Origin of the sequence: Jiella sonneratiae (genome assembly GCF_017353515.1) — a bacterium.
Lineage (GTDB): Bacteria > Pseudomonadota > Alphaproteobacteria > Rhizobiales > Rhizobiaceae > Jiella > Jiella sonneratiae.
Map to the genome: position 1 here is coordinate 208,664 of NZ_JAFMPY010000006.1, position 24,147 is coordinate 232,810.

General features: G+C 68.5%; 25 protein-coding genes. 19 read left to right on the forward strand and 6 right to left on the reverse strand.

The genetic code is table 11. The features are described 5' to 3' along the window. Positions 1-5: 5 nt before the first annotated feature. The 3 genes from J1C47_RS08120 to J1C47_RS08130 all read right to left on the reverse strand — a co-directional run bounded on the left by J1C47_RS08120 (position 6) and on the right by J1C47_RS08130 (position 3,122). Positions 6-1,112 carry an ABC transporter permease gene (locus J1C47_RS08120; RefSeq protein WP_207350238.1) on the reverse strand — a complete coding sequence of 369 codons (1,107 nt, stop codon included), beginning with the start codon at positions 1,110-1,112 and terminating at the stop codon, positions 6-8. A gap of 107 nt (positions 1,113-1,219) precedes the next feature. Continuing rightward, positions 1,220-2,146: a sugar ABC transporter substrate-binding protein gene (locus J1C47_RS08125; protein ID WP_210382274.1), complete on the reverse strand. Its 927-nt coding sequence runs from the start codon at positions 2,144-2,146 to the stop codon at positions 1,220-1,222. A 139-nt stretch (positions 2,147-2,285) separates the two neighbouring features. Beyond that, positions 2,286-3,122, reverse strand: a complete 837-nt coding sequence (locus tag J1C47_RS08130; protein WP_245396428.1) for a MurR/RpiR family transcriptional regulator — start codon at positions 3,120-3,122, stop codon at positions 2,286-2,288. Between the two features lie 89 nt (positions 3,123-3,211). On the opposite strand from J1C47_RS08130, the gene J1C47_RS08135 reads away from it, so the two are divergent. From J1C47_RS08135 to cobJ, 8 genes are all read left to right on the forward strand, one after another. Then, positions 3,212-4,327, forward strand: coding sequence for a Gfo/Idh/MocA family protein (locus tag J1C47_RS08135; protein ID WP_207350239.1), 1,116 nt, complete (start codon positions 3,212-3,214; stop codon positions 4,325-4,327). A gap of 40 nt (positions 4,328-4,367) precedes the next feature. After that, complete coding sequence (iolG, locus tag J1C47_RS08140) at positions 4,368-5,369, forward strand: inositol 2-dehydrogenase (RefSeq protein WP_207350240.1); 1,002 nt, start codon at positions 4,368-4,370, stop codon at positions 5,367-5,369. 2 nt (positions 5,370-5,371) lie between these two features. Continuing rightward, positions 5,372-6,151 (forward strand): TIM barrel protein, encoded by a 780-nt coding sequence (locus tag J1C47_RS08145; protein WP_207350241.1) that lies wholly within the window; start codon positions 5,372-5,374, stop codon positions 6,149-6,151. A gap of 395 nt (positions 6,152-6,546) precedes the next feature. After that, on the forward strand, positions 6,547-7,743 hold the full coding sequence (locus J1C47_RS08150; RefSeq protein WP_207350287.1) for a sirohydrochlorin chelatase: 1,197 nt from the start codon (positions 6,547-6,549) through the stop codon (positions 7,741-7,743). A 1,004-nt stretch (positions 7,744-8,747) separates the two neighbouring features. Next, complete coding sequence (locus tag J1C47_RS23670; protein WP_245396439.1) at positions 8,748-9,371, forward strand: precorrin-8X methylmutase; 624 nt, start codon at positions 8,748-8,750, stop codon at positions 9,369-9,371. Continuing rightward, positions 9,368-10,669 carry a precorrin-6y C5,15-methyltransferase (decarboxylating) subunit CbiE gene (cbiE, locus tag J1C47_RS08160; protein WP_207350243.1) on the forward strand — a complete coding sequence of 434 codons (1,302 nt, stop codon included), beginning with the start codon at positions 9,368-9,370 and terminating at the stop codon, positions 10,667-10,669. The genes J1C47_RS23670 and cbiE overlap by 4 nt, the downstream gene beginning before the upstream one ends. After that, positions 10,666-11,466, forward strand: coding sequence for a precorrin-2 C(20)-methyltransferase (gene cobI, locus J1C47_RS08165; RefSeq protein WP_207350244.1), 801 nt, complete (start codon positions 10,666-10,668; stop codon positions 11,464-11,466). The genes cbiE and cobI overlap by 4 nt, the downstream gene beginning before the upstream one ends. Before the next feature lie 5 nt (positions 11,467-11,471). Continuing rightward, positions 11,472-13,379, forward strand: a complete 1,908-nt coding sequence (gene cobJ / locus J1C47_RS08170; protein WP_207350288.1) for a precorrin-3B C(17)-methyltransferase — start codon at positions 11,472-11,474, stop codon at positions 13,377-13,379. A 238-nt stretch (positions 13,380-13,617) separates the two neighbouring features. Here cobJ and fliI read toward each other — a convergent pair whose 3' ends face one another. Further along, positions 13,618-14,958, reverse strand: coding sequence for a flagellar protein export ATPase FliI (gene fliI, locus J1C47_RS08175; protein ID WP_207350245.1), 1,341 nt, complete (start codon positions 14,956-14,958; stop codon positions 13,618-13,620). After that, positions 14,955-15,689, reverse strand: a complete 735-nt coding sequence (gene flgF / locus J1C47_RS08180) for a flagellar basal-body rod protein FlgF (protein ID WP_207350246.1) — start codon at positions 15,687-15,689, stop codon at positions 14,955-14,957. Before flgF ends, fliI begins: the two co-directional genes overlap by 4 nt. Before the next feature lie 219 nt (positions 15,690-15,908). Here flgF and motA point away from each other — a divergent pair, with 219 nt between their 5' ends. The 5 genes from motA to J1C47_RS08205 all read left to right on the forward strand — a co-directional run bounded on the left by motA (position 15,909) and on the right by J1C47_RS08205 (position 19,647). Next, positions 15,909-16,772: a flagellar motor stator protein MotA gene (motA, locus tag J1C47_RS08185; RefSeq protein WP_207350247.1), complete on the forward strand. Its 864-nt coding sequence runs from the start codon at positions 15,909-15,911 to the stop codon at positions 16,770-16,772. Between the two features lie 3 nt (positions 16,773-16,775). After that, positions 16,776-17,714, forward strand: coding sequence for a FliM/FliN family flagellar motor switch protein (locus tag J1C47_RS08190; protein ID WP_207350248.1), 939 nt, complete (start codon positions 16,776-16,778; stop codon positions 17,712-17,714). Then, positions 17,695-18,072, forward strand: a complete 378-nt coding sequence (locus tag J1C47_RS08195; RefSeq protein ID WP_207350249.1) for a hypothetical protein — start codon at positions 17,695-17,697, stop codon at positions 18,070-18,072. The genes J1C47_RS08190 and J1C47_RS08195 overlap by 20 nt, the downstream gene beginning before the upstream one ends. 69 nt (positions 18,073-18,141) lie before the next feature. Then, entirely contained in the window at positions 18,142-18,594 is a 453-nt protein-coding gene (fliN, locus tag J1C47_RS08200; RefSeq protein ID WP_425354548.1) for a flagellar motor switch protein FliN, read from the forward strand. A gap of 6 nt (positions 18,595-18,600) precedes the next feature. Then, positions 18,601-19,647, forward strand: a complete 1,047-nt coding sequence (locus J1C47_RS08205) for a FliG C-terminal domain-containing protein (RefSeq protein WP_207350250.1) — start codon at positions 18,601-18,603, stop codon at positions 19,645-19,647. Positions 19,648-19,806: 159 nt separating this feature from the next. On the opposite strand, the gene J1C47_RS08210 is transcribed toward J1C47_RS08205, so the two are convergent. Then, on the reverse strand, positions 19,807-20,016 hold the full coding sequence (locus J1C47_RS08210; RefSeq protein ID WP_207350251.1) for a hypothetical protein: 210 nt from the start codon (positions 20,014-20,016) through the stop codon (positions 19,807-19,809). Between J1C47_RS08210 and flhB the strand changes: the two genes are divergently transcribed. The 6 genes from flhB (at position 19,992) to flgG (ending at position 24,146) form a co-directional block, all read left to right on the forward strand. Continuing rightward, positions 19,992-21,077: a flagellar biosynthesis protein FlhB gene (gene flhB / locus J1C47_RS08215; protein WP_207350252.1), complete on the forward strand. Its 1,086-nt coding sequence runs from the start codon at positions 19,992-19,994 to the stop codon at positions 21,075-21,077. The genes J1C47_RS08210 and flhB overlap by 25 nt on opposite strands. A 29-nt stretch (positions 21,078-21,106) precedes the next feature. Next, a complete protein-coding gene (locus J1C47_RS08220) occupies positions 21,107-21,508 on the forward strand; it encodes a hypothetical protein (protein WP_207350253.1) in 402 nt (133 codons plus the stop codon). 583 nt (positions 21,509-22,091) lie between these two features. After that, the gene (flgB, locus tag J1C47_RS08225) at positions 22,092-22,472 is read left to right on the forward strand and encodes a flagellar basal body rod protein FlgB (protein ID WP_207350254.1); all 381 of its coding nucleotides are present in this window, start codon (positions 22,092-22,094) and stop codon (positions 22,470-22,472) included. Positions 22,473-22,476: 4 nt separating this feature from the next. Continuing rightward, positions 22,477-22,893, forward strand: a complete 417-nt coding sequence (gene flgC, locus J1C47_RS08230; RefSeq protein WP_207350255.1) for a flagellar basal body rod protein FlgC — start codon at positions 22,477-22,479, stop codon at positions 22,891-22,893. A 2-nt stretch (positions 22,894-22,895) separates the two neighbouring features. Then, the gene (gene fliE, locus J1C47_RS08235) at positions 22,896-23,213 is read left to right on the forward strand and encodes a flagellar hook-basal body complex protein FliE (protein ID WP_207350256.1); all 318 of its coding nucleotides are present in this window, start codon (positions 22,896-22,898) and stop codon (positions 23,211-23,213) included. A gap of 144 nt (positions 23,214-23,357) precedes the next feature. Further along, positions 23,358-24,146 carry a flagellar basal-body rod protein FlgG gene (flgG, locus tag J1C47_RS08240; protein ID WP_207350257.1) on the forward strand — a complete coding sequence of 263 codons (789 nt, stop codon included), beginning with the start codon at positions 23,358-23,360 and terminating at the stop codon, positions 24,144-24,146. The last annotated feature ends 1 nt before the right edge of the window (position 24,147 follow it).

Here is a 24,147-nt window from a genome sequence, read left to right on the forward strand (position 1 = left end):
TCATCTCAGCGCTCCCCGGTGACGCGCTTGCGGATGAAGTTGTTGAAGAGGACCGCGGCGAGAAGCATCGCGCCGAGGAACACCTGGAACCAGTCCTGGTCGATGTCGGTGTAGGTGAGGCCGAGGGTGACCATGCCGAAGATGATCGCGCCGAAGAAGGCGCCGATCGCCGAGCCGTAGCCGCCGGTGAGCAGGCAGCCGCCGATGACCGCGGCGATGATCGCCTCGAATTCCTTCATGAATCCGCGCCTTGCGTCGGTCGAGCCGGCGTCGATCACCGTGATGACGGCGACGAGGGTGGCGCAGCAGGCGGTGAGCACGAAGAGCGAGATCTTCACCCGCCGGACCGGCACGCCGGAATTCGACGCGGCGTTCTCGTCGCCGCCGGAGGCGAAGATCCAGTTGCCCTGGGGCGTGCGCAAGAGGACGTAGGTGGCGACAAGCGCGAAGGCGACGAACCACAGGATCTCGACGGGAATTCCCGGCACCTTCGGCAGGCCGCTCGGGAACCGGTCGATCACGCCCTGTTCGGCCAGCCACGAGAACAGGCCGGTGAAGGCGTCGCCGGAAAAAAGCGGCGCCAGCCAGTCGTCGCCGATGGCGTCGCGCACGCCGCGCAGCTGCGTCGAGCCGCCGGTGGCGACCTTCAGGCCGACCAGCGAGGCGCCGCGCAGGATGAACAGGAAGGCCAGCGTCACGATGAAGGAGGGCAGGCCGGTTCTCAGGACGATCGAGCCGTTGAGGACGCCGATCGCCGCCGCAATGGCGAAGGTCGCGGGGATCGCGACGACGAGCGGCATGCCGAAGGTGACGACGAAGGCGCCGAAGACGAGGCCGGAAAACGCCACCATCGAGCCGATCGACAGGTCGAACTCGCCGCCGATCATCAAGAGCGCCGCGCCGATGGCGAGGATGCCGAGCTGCGCCGCCGGGGTCATGAAGTTCATGATGCCCGAAAGCGTGAACATCGTGCCGGAGGCGGTGACCAGGAAGAACAAGGTGATCGCGACGAAGCCGGCGACGGCGCCGAGTTCCGGGCGCTTCATCAGCTTCGTCGCGAAGCCTTCGCGCTTCAGCCGTTCGTCCTCGATGATGGGGGAGACGTCCGCCATGGCATGTCCCTCGAAGCCGGTTCTGGGCGCGATGCGGCCGCGGCGCGGCTCAATCCGCCGCGGCCTTCGCTCGGTGCCTTGCGAAGAGTGCGTGACGGCCGGGGCCGTCAGCGAATGCCCTTCGCCGACAGGTCGATGACCTGGCTCGCCTTTTCCTTGGTGATGAGGTTCGGGCCGGAAGGCACGTTGCCGCCGGGCACGAGGCCGTATTTCGCGTCGAGGGCGAGGAACACCACCGGCAGGTAGCCCTGCAGGAACTGCTGCTGGTCGATGGCGAAGGCGGCCTTGCCGTCGGCGACGTCCTTGAGGAAGCCGGCGGAGAGATCGAAGCTGCCGACATTGACCTTGCCGCCGCGGCCGACCGCCTCGACTGCCGCGACCGCCGGCTCGCCCACCGTCGCCGCGCCGAGGCCGAGAATGGTGTCGACGTCCTGGTTGGATTCCAGCGCCGCCTGCACCTTCGACTTCACCTCGGTCGGATCGTTCGACGTCGGCAGCACCTCGACCTTGCCGCCGAAGCCTTCCTCGAAGCCCGCGCAGCGCTGGTCGAGCGAGACGTTGCCGACCTCCTGGTTGACGCAGAGGGCGTTCTTGCCGCCCATTTCCTTGAGCTTCTCGCCGGCCTTCTTGCCGGCGGTGAACTCGTCCTGGCCGACATGCAGGACGGCGCCGAGTTTGGCGGAGACGTCCGAGCCGGAATTCATCGAGATCACCGGAATGCCGGCCTGGACGGCGCGCTCGATCGAGGGGCCGAGGGCGTCGGCGTCGGGGATCGACACGACGAGGCCGTCGGGCTGCTGGTTGACGGCCGCGTCGATGAGCTGGCCCATCTTGACCATGTCGAAGGTCTCGGGGGCGCGATAGTCGACCTTGGCGCCGGTGTCCTTGGCGGCCTGTTCGACGCCGTTCTTGACGACGGACCAGAACGGATCGTTGGCCTGGCCATGGCTGACGACGATGATCTGCTGGGCCGCGGCCGGCCCGGCGATCGTCAGCGCGACGGCGGCGACGGCGAGTTTCCTGGAGATGCTCAATGGTTCCTCCCTGGGTTGAGCAAATGCTTCACGGCCGCCCGGCGGCCGCGTCCGGCCGTGGCCGAACCCTTCGTCCTCCCTTCGTCCTCCCGACGAATTTGGAAGATTTATTCCATTTTTGTCGCTGGCGATGGATTTGTCAATCGGTCTTCTCGCGGCTCTGGCCGATGGCGACGGCGAGCGAGGTGGCGAGCGTCAGGGCGGCGGTCGGCACGCGAAAGGCGCCGACATCCACCTCGCGGGCGACGAGCAGCACGTCGGCGGTGGCGGCGAGCGGCCCGTCGACCGTGTCGCTGAGGGCGACGACCGGCACCTTGCGCCGCCGGGTCCTTGCCGCGAGTTCGAGCGTCTCCTCGGAGAAGGGGGTGAAGCTCACGGCGAACAGGGCGTCGCCCTTGCGGATGGCATGGTCGCTCTCGATCTGGCCGGAGGTCCGGTGGATGACGGCCGGAACCTTCATCTTGTCGAGCAGATAGCCCATGTAGCTGACGATCGCGAAGGCGCGCCGCAGCCCGACGAGATGCACCGTCCCGGCCGAGGCGAGCAGCCGGGCCGCCGTGGCGAGCCTTGCCGCGTCGAGGTCGTTCATCAGCGAGACCAGCGATTTGTGGCCTGCCTCGGCGAAGCTTGCGGCGAGCCGTCCGGGCCCCTCGGCGCCGCTCTGGCGAAGCTGCGACAGGCGCTCGGCATAGTCGGGGCGCAGTTCCCGGTATTCGGCGCGAAACAGCGCCTGCATCTGGGAGAAGCCGGAAAAGCCGAGCACCTGGCAGAAGCGCATGAAGGCGGACGGCTGGACGCCGGCGCCGGCGGCAAGATCGGCGACGGTCGACACCGCGACGAGATGGATGTTGTGGCGCAGGAACTCGGCCGACTGGCCGAGGCGCTTGGGCAGCGTCGGGGCGATGGCGTCGATCCGCTCGATCAGTTCCGACACGCTTTCCGGCGCCATCGTCGGCGCGCCGTCTTCTGCGGGCATGCAACTCTCCTGTCTTGACAGCGGGCACTATACAGGCGCATCCCACTGTTGGAATATATATTCCAATCAATCGGAGGGGAGGAAGGGGAATGTCGATCGGTCTCGGCCTCATCGGCACCGGCTTCATGGGCAAGGCCCATGCGCTGGCCTACCGCGCGGCCGGCGCGGTGTTCGGCGACCTTCCCGAACTCCGGCTCGCCCTCCTGTGCGACACGCCGGGCGAAAAGGCCGGCGCCATGGCCCGGCAGTTCGGCTTCGCGGCGGCCACCGACGACTGGCGGACGCTGGTCGAGAGCCCTGAGGTCGACATCGTCTCGATCACCACGCCGAACGGCCTGCACAAGGAGATGGCGCTGGCGGCGATGGCGGCGGGCAAGCACGTCCACTGCGAAAAGCCGATGGCGCTCACCCTCGATGACGCCCGCGAGATGGAGGCGGCGGCCCGGGCGGCGGGCGTGCGCACCATCGTCGGCTACAACTACATCCACAACCCGGCCTTCGCCCATGCCAGACGGATGATCGACGAGGGCGTCATCGGCCGGCCGGTGCATTTCCGCGGCGTCGTCGACGAGGACTACCAGGCCGATCCCGACCTCGCCTGGACCTGGCGGGCGACACGCGCGGCGGCCGGCCTCGGCACCCTCGGCGATCTCGGCTGCCACCTCGTCTCGATGGCCGTCGGCCTGATGGGACCGCTCGAAAGTCTCCTCGCCGATACCCAGACCATCCATGCGACCCGGCCGCTCGCGGACGGCTCCGGCCGTGCCGCGGTCGAGAACGAGGACACCGCCTCGGCCATCGTGCGGTTCCGCAGCGGTGCGCAGGGCACGCTGCTCACCTCCCGCTCGGCCTGGGGGCGCAAGAACAGGCTGGACTTCGAGGTGCACGGGACGAAGGGCATGATCGCCTTCTCCCAGGAACGGATGAACGAACTGCAGCTCTTCGTCGCCGACGAGCCCCGCGCGCGCCAGGGCTTTCGCACCATCCTCACCGGCCCCGAGCATCCGCCATACGGCGCCTTCTGTCCGGCGCCCGGCCACCAGCTCGGCTTCGGCGATCTGAAGACCATCGAGGCGGGCCACTTCCTGCGCGCCATCGCCGCGGGCGAGCCGGCGTATCCCGATTTTACCGCCGCGCTCGGCTTCGAGGCGGCGATCCACGCCATCGACGTCGCGGCCCGCGAGGGGCGGCGGGTCGAACTCTGACACGCGAAAAGGTCCGGCATCCGGACCGGGAGGACGTACAATGAAAGTCGCGCTCTTCGGCGCCGGCCGTATCGGCAAGGTCCATGCCGCCTCGATCGGGGCCGATCCACGCTCGCAGCTCGTCGCCGTCGCCGACGTGGTGCCCGAGGCGGCCGAGAGCCTGGCGAAGGCACACGGCATCGCCGCGATGGCGCCGGCGGAGATCTTCGCCGACGCCTCGATCGACGCCGTGCTCATCGCCTCCTCGACCAACACCCATGCCGACCTCATCGAACAGGGCGTCGCGGCGAACAAGGCGATCTTCTGCGAAAAGCCGATCGACCTCTCGCTCGACCGCGCCCTCAGGGTGCGCGAGATCGCGGCCGGTTCGACGAAGCCGGTGATGCTCGGCTTCAACCGCCGCTTCGATCCGAACTTCGCCGGCATCAAGATGGCGTTCGACGCCGGCGAGATCGGCAAGGGCGAGATGCTGGCGGTCACCTCCTACGATCCCGCCCCGCCGCCGGTCGCCTATGTGAAGGTCTCGGGCGGGCTCTATCGCGACATGATGATCCACGATTTCGACATGTGCGCCTTTCTCTTCGGCATGCCGGAAAGCGTCATGGCGCACGGCTCCTGCCTCGTCGATCCGGCGATCGGCGCGGCCGGCGACGTCGACACGGCAGTGGTCGTCCTCATTTATGCCGACGGCCGGCTCGCCACCATCCGCAACTCCCGCAGAGCCGCCTTCGGCTACGACCAGCGGGTGGAGCTGCTGGGTTCGGAGGGGATGCTGGAGGCGCGCAACGAGATCGAGAACACGGTGGTGAAATCGACCGCGGCAGGCGTTTCCTCGGCCAAGCCGATGTTCTTCTTCCTGGAACGTTACATGCGGGCCTATCAGATCGAATGGGCGGCCTTCGTCGATGCCGTGACCGGCGGCAAGCCGGTGCCGGCCACCGTCGAGGACGGGGTGAACGCGCTGGCCCTCGCGGAGGCGGCGAACCGCTCCCTGAAGGAAGGCCGGCCGGTCGCCGTGGCCGAGGTGATGGCGGGCGGCTGACCATGGCGTTCACCCTTGCCGCCTGCGCCGAGATGCTGTGGCGCGACAGGCCGATGGAGTGGCGGGTGAAGCGCCTGACCGAGCTCGGCTTTCACGTCGGGCTGTGGAACTGGCCGGATCACGACCTCGCCATGCTCGAACGCTCGGGCGCGACCTTCTCGATCATGAACGGCTATCTCTCCGGCCGGCTCGCCGACGAGGAGGGTGCGGCGGAACTTTTGCGGACCGCGCGCCAGACCGCCGATGTCGGGCTTCGCCTGAACGTCGCCCGGCTGAACCTCCACGGCACCGGGCTCGGGGAGGGCGGCCTGCCGGTCACGCCCTGCGGGGCCGTCACCGGCGCGATGTGGCTGAAGGCCCGCGACACGCTGGAAAGGATCGCCGACCTCGCCGAGGAGAAGGGCGTGACCTTCACGCTGGAGAACCTCAACCTGCCGGTCGACCATCCGGGCGTCCCCTTCGCCCGGGCAGAAGACACGCTGGCGCTGGTCTTAGCGGTGAACCGGCCGGGGCTGCGGCTGAACCTCGACCTCTATCACGCGCAGATCGGCGAGGGGAACCTGATCGATCTGTGCCGGAGGGCGCTGCCGTGGATCGGCGAGATCCAGGTGGCGGACGTGCCCGGCCGGATGGAGCCGGGCACCGGCGAGATCGCCTATCAGAACATCGCCCGCGCCCTCGCGGCGATGGGATACGACGGCCCGGTCGGCCTGGAAGCCTTTGCCAGCGGCGATCCGGAACGCGCGCTCGACGCCTTCCGGGACGCCTTCACCCTGGCCTGAGCGGGCCTCGACTCCAGCCCGAAGCCGCCGGAAAGCGGCGGCTCGCGGCCGTCGCCGGGCTCGCTTCACCCTTCGATTCAGATGAGGCCTCGCCTGCGGTGTACCTTCGATGGGCGCGCGGATTCGATGGGCGCGGGGGCGCGGCCGTGCGCCGCGTTCCGGCGGCGAGGACGGGTCCGCGTCGACCTTCTCCGTTTGACCGGGCGGCCAATCCCATCTAGGCCATCGCGCTGTGGATGACGGTGCCCCTCGCGAAGGGGCTGCAAGCGATTCCGGTGCGGTCGACCCAAGCAGGGGACCAAGACGGAGCTGTCGGATCGGTTCGCCCGCCCCGGAACACCGGGCAGGCGGATCCTCCGGGCGTCGTGAACGGGCAAGGAGGATCGAAGGTCATGATGAAGTCACTGATGCTGTGCGGCCACGGCAGCCGCGACGCGGGCGCCGTGCGCGAATTCGCCGGCCTTGCCGAGAAGCTGAAGGCGCGCCTGCCGGAGTGGCAGACCGACTACGGCTATCTGGAATTTGCCCGGCCGATCATCCGCGACGGCCTCGACAGGCTGCGCGAGGGCGGTGCGCGCGAGATCCTGGCGCTGCCGGGGATGCTGTTCGCCGCCGGCCACGCCAAGAACGACATTCCCTCGGTGCTGAACACCTATGCCGCCGAGCATGGCGTGACGATCCGCTACGGCCGCGAGCTCGGCATCGACCCGAAGATGCTGAGGGCCGCCGGCGCGCGGATCAGGGAGTGCCTCCTCGCCGACGGCTGGCGCGACGGCGAACCGCTGCATGACACGCTCCTCGTCGTCGTCGGCCGCGGCGCGTCCGACCCCGACGCCAATTCCAACGTCTCCAAGGTCATGCGCCTGCTCTGGGAGGGCTTCGGCTTCGGATGGGGCGAGACGGCCTATTCGGGCGTCACCTTTCCCCTCGTCGGGCCAGGCCTCACCCATGCCGCCAGGCTCGGCTACAGGCGCATCGTCGTCTTTCCCTATTTCCTGTTCACCGGCATCCTGGTGCGCCGGATCTACGACCAGACCGACGCCGTCGCCGCGGAACATCCCGGCATCCGCTTCCTCAAGGCGCCCTATCTCGGCGACCACGACCTCGTCGTCGAGACCTTCGTCGATCGCCTTCACGAGATCATCGACGGCACCAACGTGATGAACTGCCAGCTCTGCAAGTATCGCGAGCAGGTGCTCGGCTTCGAGGCCGAGGTGGGCCTTGCCCAGGAGAGCCACCACCATCATGTCGAGGGGATCGGCACCGGACCGGCCGATGCCGCAAAGAGCGACCACGGCAATTCCTCCGGCTCTCGTCACGACCATCGTCATGGCGACGGCGCCGGCGACGGGGAGGGCCACAGCCATGGGCACCCTCACCACCATCACGACGACGGACCGGGCGCCCACCACCACCATCACCACGACGACCACGGCCATGATCATGCCCATCATCGCGGGCATTCCCATGATCACACTCATGACCATTCGCATGGCCACGCCCATGACGGCGGCCATGACGGCGGCCATGGTCATCACCATCATCCCTACCCGCATGCCGACCATCCTCTCGGCCCGCGGTCGATGCGCTAGATAAACGACAACGGGGCGCCGCCGGCGCCAGGAGACGAGACGACCGGATGCCTCTTTTCGACCGCTACGCGATCATCGACTGGTCGGCCGCCAACACGCCCACCACCGGCAGGGATTCGATCTGGATCGCCCTTGCGGCGCGCGAGGGGCGGGACGTGCGCATGGTCGAGACGGTCAATCCGCCGACCCGCTCGGCGGCGATGGCGCATCTGCGCCAGTTCCTGCGCGACGCGCTGGCCGAGGAGAAGACGGTCTTCTGCGGCTTCGACTTTCCCTTCGGCTATCCGAAGGGCGGCGCGGCGGCGGTCGCCGGTGAGGGCGGCTGGGAGGCGCTCTGGGCCTATTTCGCCGAGGCCCTGCAGGACCGCGACGACAACTTCTCCAACCGCTTCGAGGTGACCGGCCGGCTCAACCGCGAACGACTCGCCTTCGCGCCGATGTATTGGGGGCGGCCGATGCACCAGGAGGTTCCGGGCCTCTCGGTCACCAAGCCCGACCCCTATCCGACGGCGCTGGCGGAAAAGCGCATCGGCGAGGCGCGCACCGGCAAGGCCCAGCCGGTCTGGAAGCTGAACTTCACCGGCTCGGTCGGCAGCCAGGCGATCACCGGCATGGCGCGGCTCGACCATCTGCGCAGGGATCCGGAATTCGCCGGCAAGATCGCCGTCTGGCCCTTCGAGACCCGCTTTGCCGAGGCGATCTCGGCGCCGGTCGTGCTCGCCGAGATCTATCCCGGCCTCGTCGACATCGAGAGGGGCGAGAAGAGCTGCCTCGACGAGGCGCAGGTCGACACGCTCGCCGAACTCTTCGCCCGCCTCGACGCCGCCGAGCGCTTCGGCCCGCTGCTCGACGTCCCGTCCGGCCTCTCCGACGAGGAGATCGCGGCGGTGCTTGCCGAGGAAGGCTGGATCGTCGGCCTCGACCAGCTCAAGGAGGCAAATCTCGTCGCCGACAAGGGCGGCGGGTTCGATTCCTTCGCCGGCAGCGTCTCCGGCGACGCCTATCTGAAGGACCCGGCGTCGATCTACGCCGAGAGCTTCCGCATCATCCGCGAGGAGGCGGACCTTTCCGCCCTGCCGGCGGAGGCCGAACCGCTGGCGGTCCGGATGATCCATGCCTGCGGCATGACCGACATCCTCGCCGACCTCGCGATCTCGGAGGGCGCCGTCGCGGCCGGCAGGGCGGCGCTGGACGCCGGGGCGCCGATCCTCTGCGACAGCGAGATGGTCGCCCACGGCATCATCGGCGCCAATCTGAAGCAGCAGAACAAGATCGTCTGCCGGCTGACCGACCCGCGCACCCGACGCATCGCCGAGCGCGAGGGGACGACGCGCTCGGCGGCGCAGGTCGATTTGTGGAGCGACGATCTCCTCGAAGGCGCAATCGTTGCGATCGGCAACGCGCCGACGGCGCTCTTCCGCCTGCTCGAACGGCTCGACGAGGGCGCGCCGCGCCCGGCGCTGATCATCGGGCTGCCGGTCGGTTTCGTCGGGGCGGCCGAATCGAAGGCGGCGCTCGCCGCCGATTCCCGCGGCGTGCCCTTCGTGACGCTGGCCGGCCGGCGCGGCGGCTCGGCGCTCGCCGCCGCCGCGGTCAATGCCCTTGCCGTCGGCGCGGAGGCGCCATGAGCGACCCGGTCCGCCCCTGGCTTTCGGGCCGCGCCGAGACGGAGGAGGGCGAGCGGCCCGAGGGCGGCGCCGCCCGGCCCTGGCTGACCGTCGTCGGCATCGGCGATGCCGGCCTCGCGTCGCTGACTGGCGAAGCGCTCGACGCGATCGACGGCGCGACGACGATCTTCGGCGGCGAGCGGCACCTCGCCCTGCTGGGCGAGACGCGGGCCGAGACGATCGTCTGGGATAAGCCCTTTTCCGAAGCGCTCGGCAGGCTGCTCGCGCGCGCCGGAACGCCAACCGTGGTGCTCGCCACCGGCGATCCCATGTGGTTCGGCGTCGGCGCGACGCTCGCCCGCCACGTCGGTCCAAAGGATATGCGCGTCGTCACCCAGCCTTCCGCCTTCGCGCTCGCCGCCGCGCGGCTCGGCTGGCCGCTGCAGAACGCCGCCTGCCTGACCGTCCACGGCCGCCCGGTCGACCAGCTCTCGCGCCATCTCTTTCCCGGCGAGCGGCTTCTGATCCTTTCCGAGGACGGCGCCTCGCCGCGCGAGATCGCGCGGCTTCTCACCAGCCGCGGCTTCGGCCAGAGCCGGCTGACCGTGCTCGAACATCTCGGCGGCGAGCGCGAGCGGGTCCTTCAGGCGCCGGCGGCCGGCTACGACCTGGAGGACGCTGCGGCGCTGAACCTCGTCGCCGTCGAATGCGTCGCCGGGCGGGCGGCGACCCCGCGCCCGCTGGTCGCCGGCCTGCCGGACGATGCCTTTGTCCACGACGGCAAGATGACCAAGCGCACGCTCAGGGCATTGGCGATCGCCGCCCTGGAGCCGATGCCCGGCGCGCTCCTGTGGGACGTCGGGGCGGGCGCGGGCTCGATCGCCGTCGAGTGGCTGCGTGGGGCACAGCGCACGCGGGCGGTCGCCATCGAACCGCGGCCGGAGCGCTGCCAGGCGATCGCCGAAAACGCCGCGACGCTCGGCGTTCCGGAGCTTCTGATCGTCGAGGGGTCGGCTCCCGCGGCCTATGCGGGGCTCGACCAGCCGGACGCGGTCTTCATCGGCGGCGGCCTGTCGGAAGGCGTCTTTGCCGCCGCCTGGGAGGCGCTGAAGCCGGGCGGCCGGATGGTCGCCCATGCGGTGACGCTCGAATCGGAGGCGATCCTCATCGATCTGCACGGAAGGCTCGGCGGCGAGTTGCTGCGGGTCGCGATCGACCGGGCCGAGGCGGTGGGGCCGTTCCGGGGCTTTCGGCCGGCGATGCCGGTCGTGCATTTCCACGTGACGAAGCCGCATCCGCGGCCGGGGCAGGGCGGATGACCGCGCCGAGGACCGGCCGGCTCTACGGCCTCGGCGTCGGCCCGGGCGACCCGGAACTCCTGACGCTGAAGGCGCTGCGGATCCTCAAGGCCTGCCCGGTCGTCGCCTATCCGGCGCCCGATCGCGGGGCGAGCTTCGCGCGCGCCATCGTCGCCGGCTTCCTGACCGGCACACAGGAGGAGATCGCGATCGTCGTGCCCATGCGGGTCGAGCGCTATCCCGCGGCGGAGGTCTACGACGCGGCGGCAGCGCGGATCGCCGAACGGCTCGACGCCGGCGCCGACGTCGCCGTCCTCTGCGAGGGCGATCCCTTTTTCTACGGGTCCTTCATGTATCTCTTCGAGCGGCTCGCGGAGCGCTACGAGAGCGAGATCGTGCCGGGTGTCGCCTCGCCCATGGCCGCCGCGGCGCGGGCGCTTCGCCCGCTCGCCGCCCGCAACGACCGTCTCACCGTCATCCCCGGCCCGCTCGACGACGGGGCCCTTGCCGCAAGGCTCGAAGGCGCCGAGGCCTTCGTGATCATGAAGCTCGGCCGGCATTTCGACCGGGTGCGGGCGCTGATCGAGCGCCTCGGTCTCATCGACCGCGCGGTCTATTGCGAGCGGGTGACGCTTCCCGAGGAGCGCGTCCTGCCGCTCGCCGCGGTGTCGGGAGAGGCACCGTATTTTTCGATGATCCTCGGCTATCGCGGCGACGAGCCGGCGATCGCCCGGCGCTATGGCCGGGAAGCGGCGGCGGGCGGCACGTCGATCGTCCGGGCGACGGCCGCGCCGGCTGCCGGAGGCGCACCGTCGTGAGCGTCATGCCCGAAGGAACGCCCGCCGTCGTTCATCTGAGCGCCGCCGCACGGCCGCTCGCCGAACGGGTGGCAGAGGCGATCTCCGGCGAGGTGACCGGCCTCGGCGACCGGAGCCGAGATGCCGGATCGTCCGGTGCGACGTCCGGTGATCGCCCGGCGGAGGACAGCGCTCCGTCAACCGCCGCACCGGGCGTCGCGGAGGGGCTGCGGCAACTCTTCGCCGGGGGCCGGCCGATCGTCGCCGTGATGGCGAGCGGCGCGCTGATCCGCATCCTCGCGCCGCTTTTGTCGGACAAGCGCAGCGAGCCGCCCGTCGTCGCGGTCGCCGAGGACGGCTCGGCCGTGGTGCCGCTGCTCGGCGGCCATCGCGGCGCCAACGATCTCGCCCGGCTGATCGCCGCGGCGACGCGCGGCTTCGCGGCGGTCACCACGGCAGGGGACGTGCGGTTCGGCGTCGCCCTCGACGCGCCGCCGGCGGGTTACGTGCTGGAGAATCCGGAGGACGCAAAGGCCGTCATGGCGGCGCTCGTCGCCGGCGCGCCGGCGTCTCTCGAAGGGCCGGCGCCCTGGCTCGAGGCCTCGGCGATTCCGTTCGTCGACCGCGGCGGCTCGGTCGCGGGGGCCGTGCGGCTGACGGTTTCGACGAGCGCCCGCCCCCCGGCGCCGGACGAGCTCCTCTATCGGCCGAAGAGCCTCGTCCTCGGCATCGGCGCCGAGCGCGGCGCAGCCCCCGAGGAGGCGATTGCGCTTGCCGCGGCTGTGCTTTTTGAAGCCGGCGTCAGCCCGCTGTCGCTTGCCGCCGTCGCGAGCCTCGACGTCAAGGCCGACGAGGCGGCCGTCCATGCGGTTGCCGGCCGCTACGGCGTGACGGCGCGGTTCTTCGGCGCCGCGCGGCTGGAAGAGGAAGCGCCGCGGCTTGAAAACCCGTCCGAAGTGGTCTTCGCGGAGGTCGGCTGCCACGGGGTCGCGGAGGGCGCGGCGCTCGCCGCCGTCGGCGCGGCGGGCAGCCTCCTCGTCGCCAAGCGCAAGGCGAGACGCGTCACCGCCGCCCTTGCCGGCGCGGCCGGGCCGCTCGATCCGGAGGCTGTCGGGCGGGCGCGGGGCACGCTCTTCGTGGTCGGCATCGGGCCGGGGCAGCAGGCCTGGCGCTCGCCGGAGGTGAGCCGCATGGTTGCGGGCGCCGACGATCTCGTCGGCTATTCGCTCTATCTCGATCTCCTCGGGCCGCTCGCGGCCGGCAAGACCCGCCACGACTTCGATCTCGGCAAGGAGGAGGCGCGGGTCCGCCACGCCATGGAGCTTGCCGGCGAGGGGCGGCGCGTCGCGCTCGTCTGCTCGGGCGACGCCGGCATCTATGCGATGGCGACGCTGGTCTTCGAGCTTCTCGACAAGGGGGATTTGTCGGACGCCGCCCGGCGCATCGAGATCGTCAATGCGCCGGGCATCTCGGCGCTGCAGGCGGCCGCGGCGCGGGCCGGGGCGCCGCTCGGCCACGACTTCTGCACCATCTCGCTCTCCGACCTGCTGACGCCCTGGGAGGACATAAAGCGGCGGGTGCGGGCGGCCGCGGCGGGCGACTTCGTGATCGCCTTCTACAATCCTGTCTCGAAGAAGCGCCGCACCCAGCTCGCCTTCGCCCGCGACGAACTCTTGAAGCACCGCGGCGCGGAGACGCCGGTGATTCTCGCCACCAATCTCGGCCGTCCCGGCGAGTGCGTGCGCATCGTCGGGCTCGGCGAACTCGCGGTCGACGACGTCGACATGCTGACGGTGGTGATCGTCGGCTCGTCGAACTCGCGGGTGGTCGAGACGGGCGACGGCCGGCGCTGGGCCTACACCCCGCGCGGCTATGCGCGGAAGGAGGGGACGGGCATTGCCGGCGGACATCCCGGCGCGCCATCGTCGCGGTAGCTGTTCGGTCCAAACCCGGAAATTCGAAGGGCGAAGGGCGAAGGGCGAAGGGCGAAGGCGCCGGGTGGCAATCGGTCGCCGCTGCAGTGGCGAACTGCGGGACCGGCGACGCCCGCACCTCCCGTCGTGACGCCGGGCATTTCCCCCTCAAGGGTGTCTTGCAGGGGAAATCGCTCACGAAGCGGAGGGAGCCGCGCCGTCGAAGCGTAGAAGTGGCGGTGCTATGCGCGCTGCGCCATCATTTTCCCGGCGGCGGCGCGAAGGCTTCCTTCAGCTTCTTCGACAGGTCCTTGAACGGCTTGTCGGTGACCGGATCGCCGGGATTCTGGACCAGATAGTCGTAGATGTGCGGCACCAGATCGACGGCCTGGTCGAGCGTCGCATCGGAACCGCGGCTGTAGCCGCCGAGCAGCCTGAGGTCGCGGGTGTCCTCGAAGCGGGCGATCATCGCCCGCAGCCGGGTGACGAGTTCGCGCTCCTGCTGGTTCCAGGCGCGGTCGGCGAGGCGCGAGATCGACTTCAGGACGTCGACCGCCGGGAACCGCCCCTGTTCGGCGATCTTGCGGTCGAGGACGATGTGGCCGTCGAGGGTTCCGCGGATCGCGTCGGCGATCGGATCGTTGTGGTCGTCGCCGTCGACAAGCACGGAAAACACGCCGGTGATCGTGCCGGAGCCTTCGAGGCCGGGCCCGGCCCGTTCCAGAAGCTGCGGCAGTTCGGAAAAGACGCTCGGCGGATAGCCCCTGGCGACCGGCGGCTCGCCGGCGGCCAGAGCCACGTCGCGGGCGGCGTGGGCGAGGCGCGTGACGCTGTCGATGATCAGCAGGACGTTCTCGCCCCGGTCGCGGAAATATTCGGCGATCGCCGTCGCCGTCTTCGGGGCGAGCCGGCGCATCATCGGGCTCTCGTCGCCGGTGGCGACCACCGTGACCAGCTTGTCCAGCCCGCCGGCCATGGTCTCCTCGAGGAATTCGCGCACCTCGCGGCCGCGCTCGCCGACGAGGGCGACCACCGCCGTGTCGAAGCCCTTGGCCCGCGACAGCATGCCCATCAGCGTCGACTTGCCGACGCCGGAGCCGGCGAAGATGCCGATGCGCTGGCCTTTGACCAGCGGCGTGAACAGGTCGATCGTGCGGATTCCCGTCTGCACCGGGCTGCCGACGCGGCCGCGCTTCAGGGCCGGCGGCGGCGAGCCGTCGGCAATCCGCTCCTCCTCGCCCTTCTCCAGCGGTCCGAGGCCGTCGACCGGCTGGCCGAAGGCGTTGACGACGCGGCCCTTCCAGTCGGCGGTCGGCGCGACGGTATAGGGGCCCATGCGCCGCGCCGGGCTCTTGACGCCGAGGGTCGAGCGAATGCCGAAGGGCTTGACGGTCAGGCTGTCGGATTCGATCCGCACCACCTCGCCGATCTCCTCGCCGCCGGCGCCGGGGCAGGCGATGCAGTCGCCGAGCCGGACGAAGGGCGACAGGCCGGCGACGCGGAACGCCTGCGGCCCGACGTCGACGATGCGGCCGGAGATCGCCACGCGCGGCATGTCGAGGGCGGCGAAGTCGGCGGATTTTTCCGGAACGAGACTCATTTGGCGCCCCCGAGGGTCTGGATGGCGTCGCCGAGGCTGCGCTCGTTCGACTGGACGAGATTGGCGGCGCTTTCGAAGGCGCGCTGCAATTCGATGAGCCGCGTCATCTCGAGGATCGGATTGACGTTGGAGCCTTCGACGAAGCCCTGCATCACGCCGGCCTGGGAGAAGTCGAGCGCCGGCTGGGCGGCCTGGTCCGGGACGACGCCGGAGGTGTCGAAGCGGGTGAGCTTGGCGCTCGCCGGGATGGTGAACAGGCCGACGGCGCCGAGCTGCCGGCCGTTCTGGGTGATCATGCCGTCGCGGGCGACGGTGATCGCGCCGCCGCTCGGATCGACCTGCAGCTGCGCGCCGCCGGCATCGACCAGCGGATAGCCGGTCAGCGTCTCGATCGTGCCGGCCTGGTTGATGCGCATCCGCCCGTCGCGGGTGTAGACCGTGCCGTTCGGCCCCTGGAAGCCGAACCAGGCATCGCCGCTCACCGCCATGTCGAGGGGGTTGCCGGTCTGGGTCAGCTCGCCGTTCTTGGTCGAAAGGAAGCTCTCGCCCTTCGAGGTCAGGCTGACCGGGTCGGCGCCGAAGCCGTCGCCGGCCTTGATCAGCTCGTCGAACTTCACCTCCTCGGAGCGGAAGCCGACGGTTCTGAGGTTGGCGAGGTTGTGGGCGAGCGTGTCGAGCCGCCGCTCGACGGCGAGCTGCGCCGAAAGCGCGACCGGAAGCGAAGCCTCCATGACCATCCTTCTCGATTCTTGTGTCCGGTTGCGGAGCGGCGCGCGGGTAAGGGTCCGGGCCTAGCGATGTCGGGCGGACAATGCGGGACCTGCCTTGTCTCAGACTGAAAGGACGGGCTCCGGCGATCTCGGGTGGCCGGGCAGGGGGACGGTCAAGGCTCGCACAAGCGCTTCTGCCTTAGGCCTGCCGGTGGGACAACCTGCGTATTCGAGGCTCACATGGGAATTCTGATCGGTCTGGTCGTGGCGCTCGCCGCGCTGCTCGGCGGCTTCGTCGCCATGGGCGGCCATCTCGAGGTGCTCGTGCAGCCCTTCGAATACGTGGTCATCCTCGGCACCTCGCTCGGCACCTTCATCATCTCCAACTCGGCGAAGACGATCAAGGACGTCGGCAAGGCGATGGGCGACGCCGTCAAGAACAAGGTGCCGAAGCAGAAGGACTATCTCGAGGTCCTCGGCCTCCTGCACAACCTGATGCGCGAGATGCGCTCGAAGTCGCGCTCGGAGGTCGAGGCCCATATCGACGACCCCAAGGAATCGACGATCTTCCAGGCCTATCCAAACATCATCAAGGATACGCCGATGCTGAACTTCATCTGCGACTACGCCCGGCTGATCATCATCGGCAATGCGCGGCCGCACGAGATCGAGGCGCTGATGGAGGAGGAGATCCAGACCATCCACCACGATCTCCTGAAGGCCAAGCACGCGCTGCAGGACGTCGCCGACGGCCTGCCGGCCATCGGCATCGTCGCCGCGGTGCTCGGCGTCATCAAGGCGATGGGCGCGCTGGACCAGTCGCCGGAAGTGCTCGGCCACCTGATCGGCGCCGCGCTCGTCGGCACCTTCGCCGGCATCTTCTTCTCCTACGGCATGTTCGGCCCGATCGCCGCCAAGATCAAATACGTCCGCGAGAAGAAGGTGCGCATGTTCGTGATCGTGAAGGCGACGATGATCGCCTACATGAACGGCGCCATGCCGCAGGTCGCGCTGGAATACGGCCGCAAGGTGATTTCCGCCCACGACCGGCCGACCATCGACCAGGTCGAGAACGAGACCATCGGCGGCGGATCGGGTGCCTGATCGATGAGCGAGGTTGCATTCGCGTCCGACCCGGCGGAAATCCACGCCCGCCTGAAAAGCGCCAACGAGCTCGATCCGGCACGCCTGCCGCGGCTCGCCCATCTCTGCGAGGCCTGGACCGAGGAACTCGAGGCCCGCATCCGCGAACTCGCCACCGGTGCGCTCGAGATCGCCTACCAGCAGTGCGAGGTCGAGAACGCGCCCGACCCCGAGGACCAGGCGCTCGCCACCCAGCTGATCGCGCCGCTCCTGTCGAACCGCTTCCAGCGGCCGGGTTTCGTTCTCGCCGAGCGCGGCATCGTCGAGGCGGTGCTCTCGAGCTTCCTCGGCTGCGAGCCTTCCGCGGAACTCGCGGCATCGCGCCAGCCGACGGCGCTCGACCAGCATTTCGTGCGGCTGTTCTTCGCCAAGGTGATGGAGACCGCGACGAAGACGTTCCAGCCGATGGCGGCCTTCGACCTGTCGCTCGGCAGCTTCATGTCGGCGGCCGACCTTGCCGAAAGTCTCGGCGAGGAGCCGGAGCGCTATTTCGTCTTCCGCTTCGAGATGCAGGTCGGAAGCCTGACAGCGCCCTTCGCGCTGGCTCTGCCGAAGAGCTTCCTGTCGCCGCATCGCCGCTTCCTGAGCGACATGCCGGAAAAGCCGCCGATGGACGCCGACGAGGCGTGGAAGAAGGGCATCGAGGCGAGCTTCGCCCAGAGCGACCTCACCATCGAGGCGGTGCTCTGCAAGAAGAAGATCCCGCTGTCGGAGGTCGCGCGCTTCCGCGTCGGCGCGACCGTCGAGCTCGACGTCGGGCTCACCAGCCTCATCCCGCTCGAATGCGAGGATCGGCCGATGTTCAGGGCCAAGGTCGGCCGCTCCCGCGATTCCTACGTGGTGCGCGTCGAGGAACGCGTCGATCCGGCACAGGAGTTCATCGATGACATCCTATCTGATTGACCTCCTGCTCGTCGTGGCGCTGGTCGTCACGGCGCTGCGCTGCGGGCGCATGCACAAGGAGCTGCGCGCGTTGCGCGGGACCGACCTCGCCGGCGCGCTCGTCGCCGCCGAAGGCTCGCTCAACCGGGCGGCCGAGGCGCTCGTCGCCGCGCGCTGCGAAGGCGTCGACACGGTGCGTTCGCTGGAACGCCGCCTCGTCGAGGCCCGCCAGGTCGCGGACGAACTCGGCGACCTCGTCGACCGGGCGCGGTTTAGGGCCGACGGCGGCGCGGCCGCGGCGAGCGACATCGAGGCCGACGGCTACCGCGACTTCTTCCAGGCGGCGCAAGACAGGCTTCGCGCCAGTCTGGCCCGCTAGTTCGTTGAGACGCACGGACCGCCAGGCGTTTCGCCGCATCCCGAAGACCGAACCCGAAGGGCCTTCAGCATGAGCAATCCCGATCTCGACAACGACCTCGAAGATGCCGACGACGAGGAGTCCGGCCTCGGGGGATTCGAGATGCCCGCCGGCTTCGATCCGTCGGCCGCGATGGGCGGCCTCGGCGGCCACGACGACGAAGAGGACGAGGACGAAGCCCCGCATCAGCCGGTGGCCGACCACGTCGATCTCGACCTCGTCATGGACGTGCCGGTGACGATGCAGGTCGTGCTCGGCCAGGCGACGATGACCGTCGCCAACATCCTGAAGCTCGGGCGCGGCGCCGTCGTCAAGCTCGACACCAAGGTCGGCGATCCCGTCGACGTCGTCGTCAACGGCCGCATCGTCGCGCGCGGCGAGATCGTGGTGATTGACAAGGAGGAGCAGCGCTTCGGCATCACCCTGACGGACGTCGCGAAGCCCGGCTCGAAGCTGCAGGCTCGCAAGTCGCGCGCGGCCTGATCAGTCATGTCGATCATCGCCGCCTATTCCGACGAACCCGGTCTGCCCGACGACGGCAGGGCGCGAGCGGCCATCCTGCTGCTGGCGCTCGGGTCGCAGGGGGCGGCGCGGATCCTCAAGCATCTGTCTCCCGACGAGATCCGCCTCGTGCGCCAGAGCGCCGCGACGCTGCCGACCGTCGGTCCCGAACACATCAACGAGGTGGTCGACGAGTTCCAGAGCTATTTCAAGAAGGGCGCCGCGCTGACCGGCCCCGGCAAGGAGATGGTGGAACTCCTCGAGAGCGCGCTCACCCGCGACGAATACGTCGCGATCTTCGATCCCGACAGCCGCGATCCGGCGCTTGCCGATCTCGTGGAGATGAACCGCGAGGGCGACGTCTGGGAAGCGGTGGCGGCGCTGGAGCCGGCCGGTTTTGCCCAGAAGCTCCTCGCCGAGCATCCGCAGATGGTCGCGATCATCCTCGCCCGGCTGCAGCCGGAGATGGCTTCGACGATGATCCGCGAATTCGCGCCTGCCATGCGCAACGACGTGATGCGCCGGATCCTGACCCTGAAGCCGCTGCCCTATACGGTACAGACGATCCTCGAGAACCAGATCCGCCGCAACTACGTGACGACGTCGGGCGACAGCGAGGAGGGGGGAAGCCACGCCTTCCTCGCCGAGATCGTCAACCGTCTCGACAAGGAATCCTCCGAGGAAATTCTCGAATCGCTGCGTTCGTCCCGGCCGAAGGATGCCGAGGCGCTGGAGAAGCTGCTGTTCGCCTTCGACGACCTGCCGGCGCTGCCGTTGAAATCGCGGCTCACGCTGTTCGACGCCATCCCCGCGGATCTTCTCGTCAAGGCGCTGCGCGGCGCCAATCCGGACATCGTCGAACTCGTCCTCTCCTCGCTCGGCGCGCGCGCCCGGCGCATGGCCGAGGCCGAGCTCAAGCAGGAGGTCAGCATCCAGAAGGCCGAGATCGAGGGTGCCCGCCGGCAGATCGCCAAGGAGGCGCTGCGCCTCGCCGGCGAGGGCAAGCTCAGCTTGCGCGAGCAGGTCGACGAATAGCGCATGATCCCGAAAAGTGGGAACCGGTTTTCGGAAAAGATCATGCGGTCAAGAGAACACGGGGCAGGACGAGGGGCAAAGCCCGTCCCGCCAGCTCCCGAGCATGATCCCGGAAAGTGGGAACCGGTTTTCGGCAAGGATCATGCGCACGCGAGAAGATCAGGCAGGATGACGGGAGACGCTCGTCACGCCCTGTTCCAGCGGCGGCGGCGCATCGCCCGGCATCGCCGTCATCTGCCGCTGCGGCGGCCCGACGCCGTAACCGCCGTAACCGATGCGCAACCGTAATGTCAGGCTCTCGAACCCGAATTCATCCGACGTCAACGACTTGAGGGAGTAGATCGTTGTCGGACGAAGACCGATCGTCAAAGACAGAGCAGCCGACGGAAAAGAAGATCCGCGACACCGTCGAGAAGGGCAACCTTCCGGTTTCGCGGGAAGCTCCGATCCTCGCCTCTCTTCTGGCAGCGATGGCCTTCTTCACCTTCCAGGTGAGGGAAGGAGCGGCGCATCTGCTCCTCGCCTTGAAGTCGACGATGGAAAATCCGCTCCAGTGGGAGCTGGCGACGGGGGCCGATGCGATCCATGTGCTCGGAATGTTTGCGGTCGAGATCGGCCGCTTCGTCATGCCCGCCCTGCTTCTGTTCATCGGCGGCGGCGTCGTCGCCTCGGTGTTGCAGAACCCGCCCCAGGTCAACTTCGAGCGGATCGTTCCCAAGGCTTCGAACGTTTCCCCGTCGTCCGGCTTTCGCCGCATCTTCGGCCTCAAGGGCCTGACGGAGTTCGGCAAGGCCATGTTCAAGTTCATTGCCATCGGCGTCGTCGTCGGCTCGATCCTGATGTCGGGCTTTCCGACGATGATGAAGACCATGTACGCCGATCCGGTGCTGATGCCGGAGCTCATCCTCCAGATGGCGATGAAGCTTCTGTCGGGCGTTTCGATCGCCACCATCCTGCTCGTCGCCGCCGACATCGGCCTGTCGCGCCTGCACTGGAAGCGCGACCTGATGATGTCGAAGCAGGAGATCAAGGACGAAGCCAAGCAGATGGACGGCGATCCGATGGTCAAGGCGCGCCAGCGCCAGATCGCCCGCGAGCGCGTCAGGCGGCGGATGATGTCGAACGTTCCGAAGGCGACGCTGGTGATCGCCAACCCGACCCACTACGCCATCGCCCTGCGCTACGTGCGCGAGGAAGGCGGCGCGCCCGTCGTGCTGGCCAAGGGAACCGACCTCCTGGCCCTCAAGATTCGCGAAATCGCCGAGGCGAATGACGTCCCCGTTATCGAAGACAAGCTCTTGGCAAGGTCGATGTACGACCATGTCGAAATCGACCAGATGATCCCGCCACAGTTCTTCAAGGCCGTCGCCGAAATCATCTATTATCTGTACACTCGGTCGGGGACCAAGATGGGAGTTGCCACAGCTTAGCCATGCTCGACATTCGAAAAAGATCGACCATGTCGCGTGAGCGGGCGCTCGCGGACGGCATCAAGGAAGTGGCGGCGGAGCTTCGGCTCGTCGACGTCGTCGACTACGTCGCCTTTCTGAGGCTCGAACGCTACGGCAACCTCGCCGATATCGTCACCTCGTCTTCCGAACTCTATCTCAAGCCGGGCGTCCTGCGCTTCGCAGATGGCGGCGACGTGCGGCTGAAATGGGGCGAGATCCCGATCATCGTCCTCGCCCTCGAATTCCGCCATGCGGGTGTGACCGCCCATCTGCACCTCGAACTCGGCGCGACGACCGCCGCGGTGGACATCGTCCATGTCAGTTTCGACGAGCGGCCGGCGACGCAGGACGAGGAACTCGTCCTTTTGATGAACGCCATCGCCGACGCGCATCTGAAGGTCGCCGACTAGTGGATTGAATTTTGACATTTGAGTCTCGACCAAGTGAGGCATCGAATCGAATGTCAAATTCGAAAAATCCGCCGGGATCATAAGCCTGGCCAGTGGTCTTTCGCTTTCGGCATGTGCTGGGCGGTCTCCACGAGACGGCACCGAATGTCGAAATCGGACCACCAGTTTTTCGGCCGCCAGCCTTCCGAGGCGAACAAAAGCGCCGGGGCCCGACGCGGTTCCGGCCGGCGCACCGAGGGTCCGGCCGAGTGCCGGGCGCGCCGGTGCCGGGCCTTTCGCCGGCCGCAGAGCCGGCGCATTTCCGTTTCTCTGATCTTCCCCTTCTTCCTCGAACGCACCCGGTTCGGCGCATTCCGCCGGCCCGGCTGCGATTGACGCCGCGCGTTTTCCGCGCAGCCGAATCGGCCGCCTCTCGCGACTTTCCCGGGGCTGCCCGCAGGAGCGGCGCATCTGCGCGCCGGCACCATCGTGACTGTGCCGAGGCTCCGGCATTTCCGGCGAATGCATGCGGCAACTTCCCTACAAGTTTCGGACAAGTGGTTCGGCCTAGAACCGGGTCAGTCGAAACAGAGGAAGTTTCGCCATGGACAGCGCATACCTCTTCGGAATTGCTTCGCAGCGCAACGCCTGGCTGACGGCACGTCAGTCGGTGGTCGCCGAAAACGTCGCGAATGCCGACACGCCGGACTACAAGGCCAAGGACATCGCGCCATTCGAGGACGTGCTGAACCAGATCGGCATGCGGATGGTCGCCGACAACGAGGCCCACATCTCCATGGGCAGCGGCGCCACCGAAGGCGTCGCGCATACGGGCAAGCAGGACTGGGTGGTCGACACCACCGACAAGGACGTCTCGCTGGAGCAGGAGATGCTGAAGGCCGGCGAGGTCTCGCGCGCCTATTCGCTCAACACCTCGATCGTGAAGGCCTTCAACCGCATGGTGCTGAGCACGGTGAAGGGCTGATCCGATGAACGACCCGATCCTTTCCTCGCTGAAGATCGCCGCGAGCGGCCTCGCCGCCCAGTCGACCCGGCTGCGCGTCGTTTCCGAAAACATCGCCAATGCCAACACCACCGGCGACGCGGCCGGCGCCGATCCCTACCAGCGCAAGACCGTGAGCTTTGCGGCCGAGCTCGACCGCCTGACCGGCGCCGACCTCGTCAAGGTCGCGCGGGTCGGCCGCGACCAGAGCCCGTTCCTCGTCGAGCACGATCCCGGCAACCCGGCCGCCAACGCCGACGGCTACGTCAAGATGCCGAACGTCAACACGTTGGTCGAGATGGCCGACATGCGCGAGGCCAACCGCTCCTACGAGGCCAATCTGCAGGTGGTGAAGCAGGCCCGCGAACTCATCAACATGACCATCGATCTTCTGAGGAGTTGACCATGATACCTGCGATCGGATCGACCCTTCCCAAAGTCGAACTGGCGCCGACCTCGGGTCTGGTCACTGGCGGCGTCGCGCAGCAGGCAAGCGTCGACGGCGGCCAGAGCTTCGGCGCCGTCCTGACCCAGCTTGCCTCCGATGCCGTCTCGACCGTGAAGTCCGCGGAAGCCACCTCCATCAAGGGGGTCAACGGCGAGGCCTCGACCCAGGCCGTCGTCGAGGCGGTGATGGATGCCGAGCGCACCCTGCAGACCGCGATCGCCGTCCGCGACAAGGCGGTGGCGGCCTATCTCGAACTCTCGCGCATGGCGATCTGACGGCGGCGACCGCCGATCGACGTCTCGTGACATTTGGCGTTCGCGCCCGGACCGGCGGCGCCGGCCGGCCGATCCGCCGCGCCCATCATCCCGATCTCGCGACCGGCAAGGCCGTTGCGGGCGACAACGACCACGGAGTATCCCATGCGCGCGCTAGCCATCGCTGCCACCGGCATGAACGCCCAGCAGACCAATGTCGAGGTGATCGCCAACAACATCGCCAACATCAACACGACCGGTTTCAAGCGCTCGCGCGCCGAGTTCACCGACCTTCTCTACCAGATCGAGCGCATGCAGGGCGTGCCCAACCGCGGCGGCGAGGGCGTGGTGCCGGAAGGCGCCCAGCTCGGCCTCGGCGTCCGCCTCGCGGCGATCCGCAACGTCAACCTGCAGGGCACACTCAACCAGACCGGCAACAAGTTCGACCTGGCGATCAACGGCAACGGCTGGTTCCAGGTGCAGGGACCGGGCGGCGAGACGCTCTACACCCGCGACGGCGCCTTCAACACCAATGCCAGCGGCCAGCTCGTCACCCTCGACGGCTTCGTCGTCGATCCGGGCCTGACGGTGCCCACCAACACCACCGAGGTGACGGTCAATTCCAGCGGCGAGGTCTACGCCACCATCCCCGGCCAGACCGCGCCGCAGCTGCTCGGCCAGCTGACGCTTGCCACCTTCCCCAACGACGCGGGCCTTGCCGCCCAGGGCGGCAACCTGTTCCGCGAGACGCTGGCTTCAGGCAGCCCGGTCGCGGGCGTCGGCGGCGAGGACGGCTACGGCACCATCGAGCAGGGCTATCTCGAAGATTCCAACGTCGATCCGGTCAAGGAGATCTCCGAGCTGATCTCGGCGCAGCGCGCCTACGAGATGAACTCCAAGGTGATCACCGCCGCCGACGAGATGTCGAGCACCATCTCCAAGGGGCTGCGCTGAG

Excerpts from the sequence above, each read along its gene's own strand:
- J1C47_RS08135 (WP_207350239.1), top strand. The coding sequence starts at position 3,212 with ATGTCGATCGGTCTCGGCCTCATCGGCACCGGCTTCATGGGCAAGGCC.
- cobJ (WP_207350288.1), top strand. The coding sequence starts at position 11,472 with ATGCCCGAAGGAACGCCCGCCGTCGTTCATCTGAGCGCCGCCGCACGG.
- J1C47_RS08190 (WP_207350248.1), top strand. The coding sequence starts at position 16,776 with ATGAGCGAGGTTGCATTCGCGTCCGACCCGGCGGAAATCCACGCCCGC.
- flgC (WP_207350255.1), top strand. The coding sequence starts at position 22,477 with ATGAACGACCCGATCCTTTCCTCGCTGAAGATCGCCGCGAGCGGCCTC.
- flgG (WP_207350257.1), top strand. The coding sequence starts at position 23,358 with ATGCGCGCGCTAGCCATCGCTGCCACCGGCATGAACGCCCAGCAGACC.
- fliI (WP_207350245.1), bottom strand. The coding sequence starts at position 14,958 with ATGAGTCTCGTTCCGGAAAAATCCGCCGACTTCGCCGCCCTCGACATG.
- motA (WP_207350247.1), top strand. The coding sequence starts at position 15,909 with ATGGGAATTCTGATCGGTCTGGTCGTGGCGCTCGCCGCGCTGCTCGGC.
- J1C47_RS08195 (WP_207350249.1), top strand. The coding sequence starts at position 17,695 with ATGACATCCTATCTGATTGACCTCCTGCTCGTCGTGGCGCTGGTCGTC.
- cbiE (WP_207350243.1), top strand. The coding sequence starts at position 9,368 with ATGAGCGACCCGGTCCGCCCCTGGCTTTCGGGCCGCGCCGAGACGGAG.
- J1C47_RS08205 (WP_207350250.1), top strand. The coding sequence starts at position 18,601 with ATGTCGATCATCGCCGCCTATTCCGACGAACCCGGTCTGCCCGACGAC.
- flgB (WP_207350254.1), top strand. The coding sequence starts at position 22,092 with ATGGACAGCGCATACCTCTTCGGAATTGCTTCGCAGCGCAACGCCTGG.
- iolG (WP_207350240.1), top strand. The coding sequence starts at position 4,368 with ATGAAAGTCGCGCTCTTCGGCGCCGGCCGTATCGGCAAGGTCCATGCC.
- J1C47_RS08145 (WP_207350241.1), top strand. The coding sequence starts at position 5,372 with ATGGCGTTCACCCTTGCCGCCTGCGCCGAGATGCTGTGGCGCGACAGG.
- flgF (WP_207350246.1), bottom strand. The coding sequence starts at position 15,689 with ATGGAGGCTTCGCTTCCGGTCGCGCTTTCGGCGCAGCTCGCCGTCGAG.
- J1C47_RS08130 (WP_245396428.1), bottom strand. The coding sequence starts at position 3,122 with ATGCCCGCAGAAGACGGCGCGCCGACGATGGCGCCGGAAAGCGTGTCG.
- J1C47_RS08220 (WP_207350253.1), top strand. The coding sequence starts at position 21,107 with ATGTCGCGTGAGCGGGCGCTCGCGGACGGCATCAAGGAAGTGGCGGCG.
- cobI (WP_207350244.1), top strand. The coding sequence starts at position 10,666 with ATGACCGCGCCGAGGACCGGCCGGCTCTACGGCCTCGGCGTCGGCCCG.
- J1C47_RS08150 (WP_207350287.1), top strand. The coding sequence starts at position 6,547 with ATGAAGTCACTGATGCTGTGCGGCCACGGCAGCCGCGACGCGGGCGCC.
- fliN (WP_425354548.1), top strand. The coding sequence starts at position 18,142 with ATGAGCAATCCCGATCTCGACAACGACCTCGAAGATGCCGACGACGAG.
- fliE (WP_207350256.1), top strand. The coding sequence starts at position 22,896 with ATGATACCTGCGATCGGATCGACCCTTCCCAAAGTCGAACTGGCGCCG.
- J1C47_RS08120 (WP_207350238.1), bottom strand. The coding sequence starts at position 1,112 with ATGGCGGACGTCTCCCCCATCATCGAGGACGAACGGCTGAAGCGCGAA.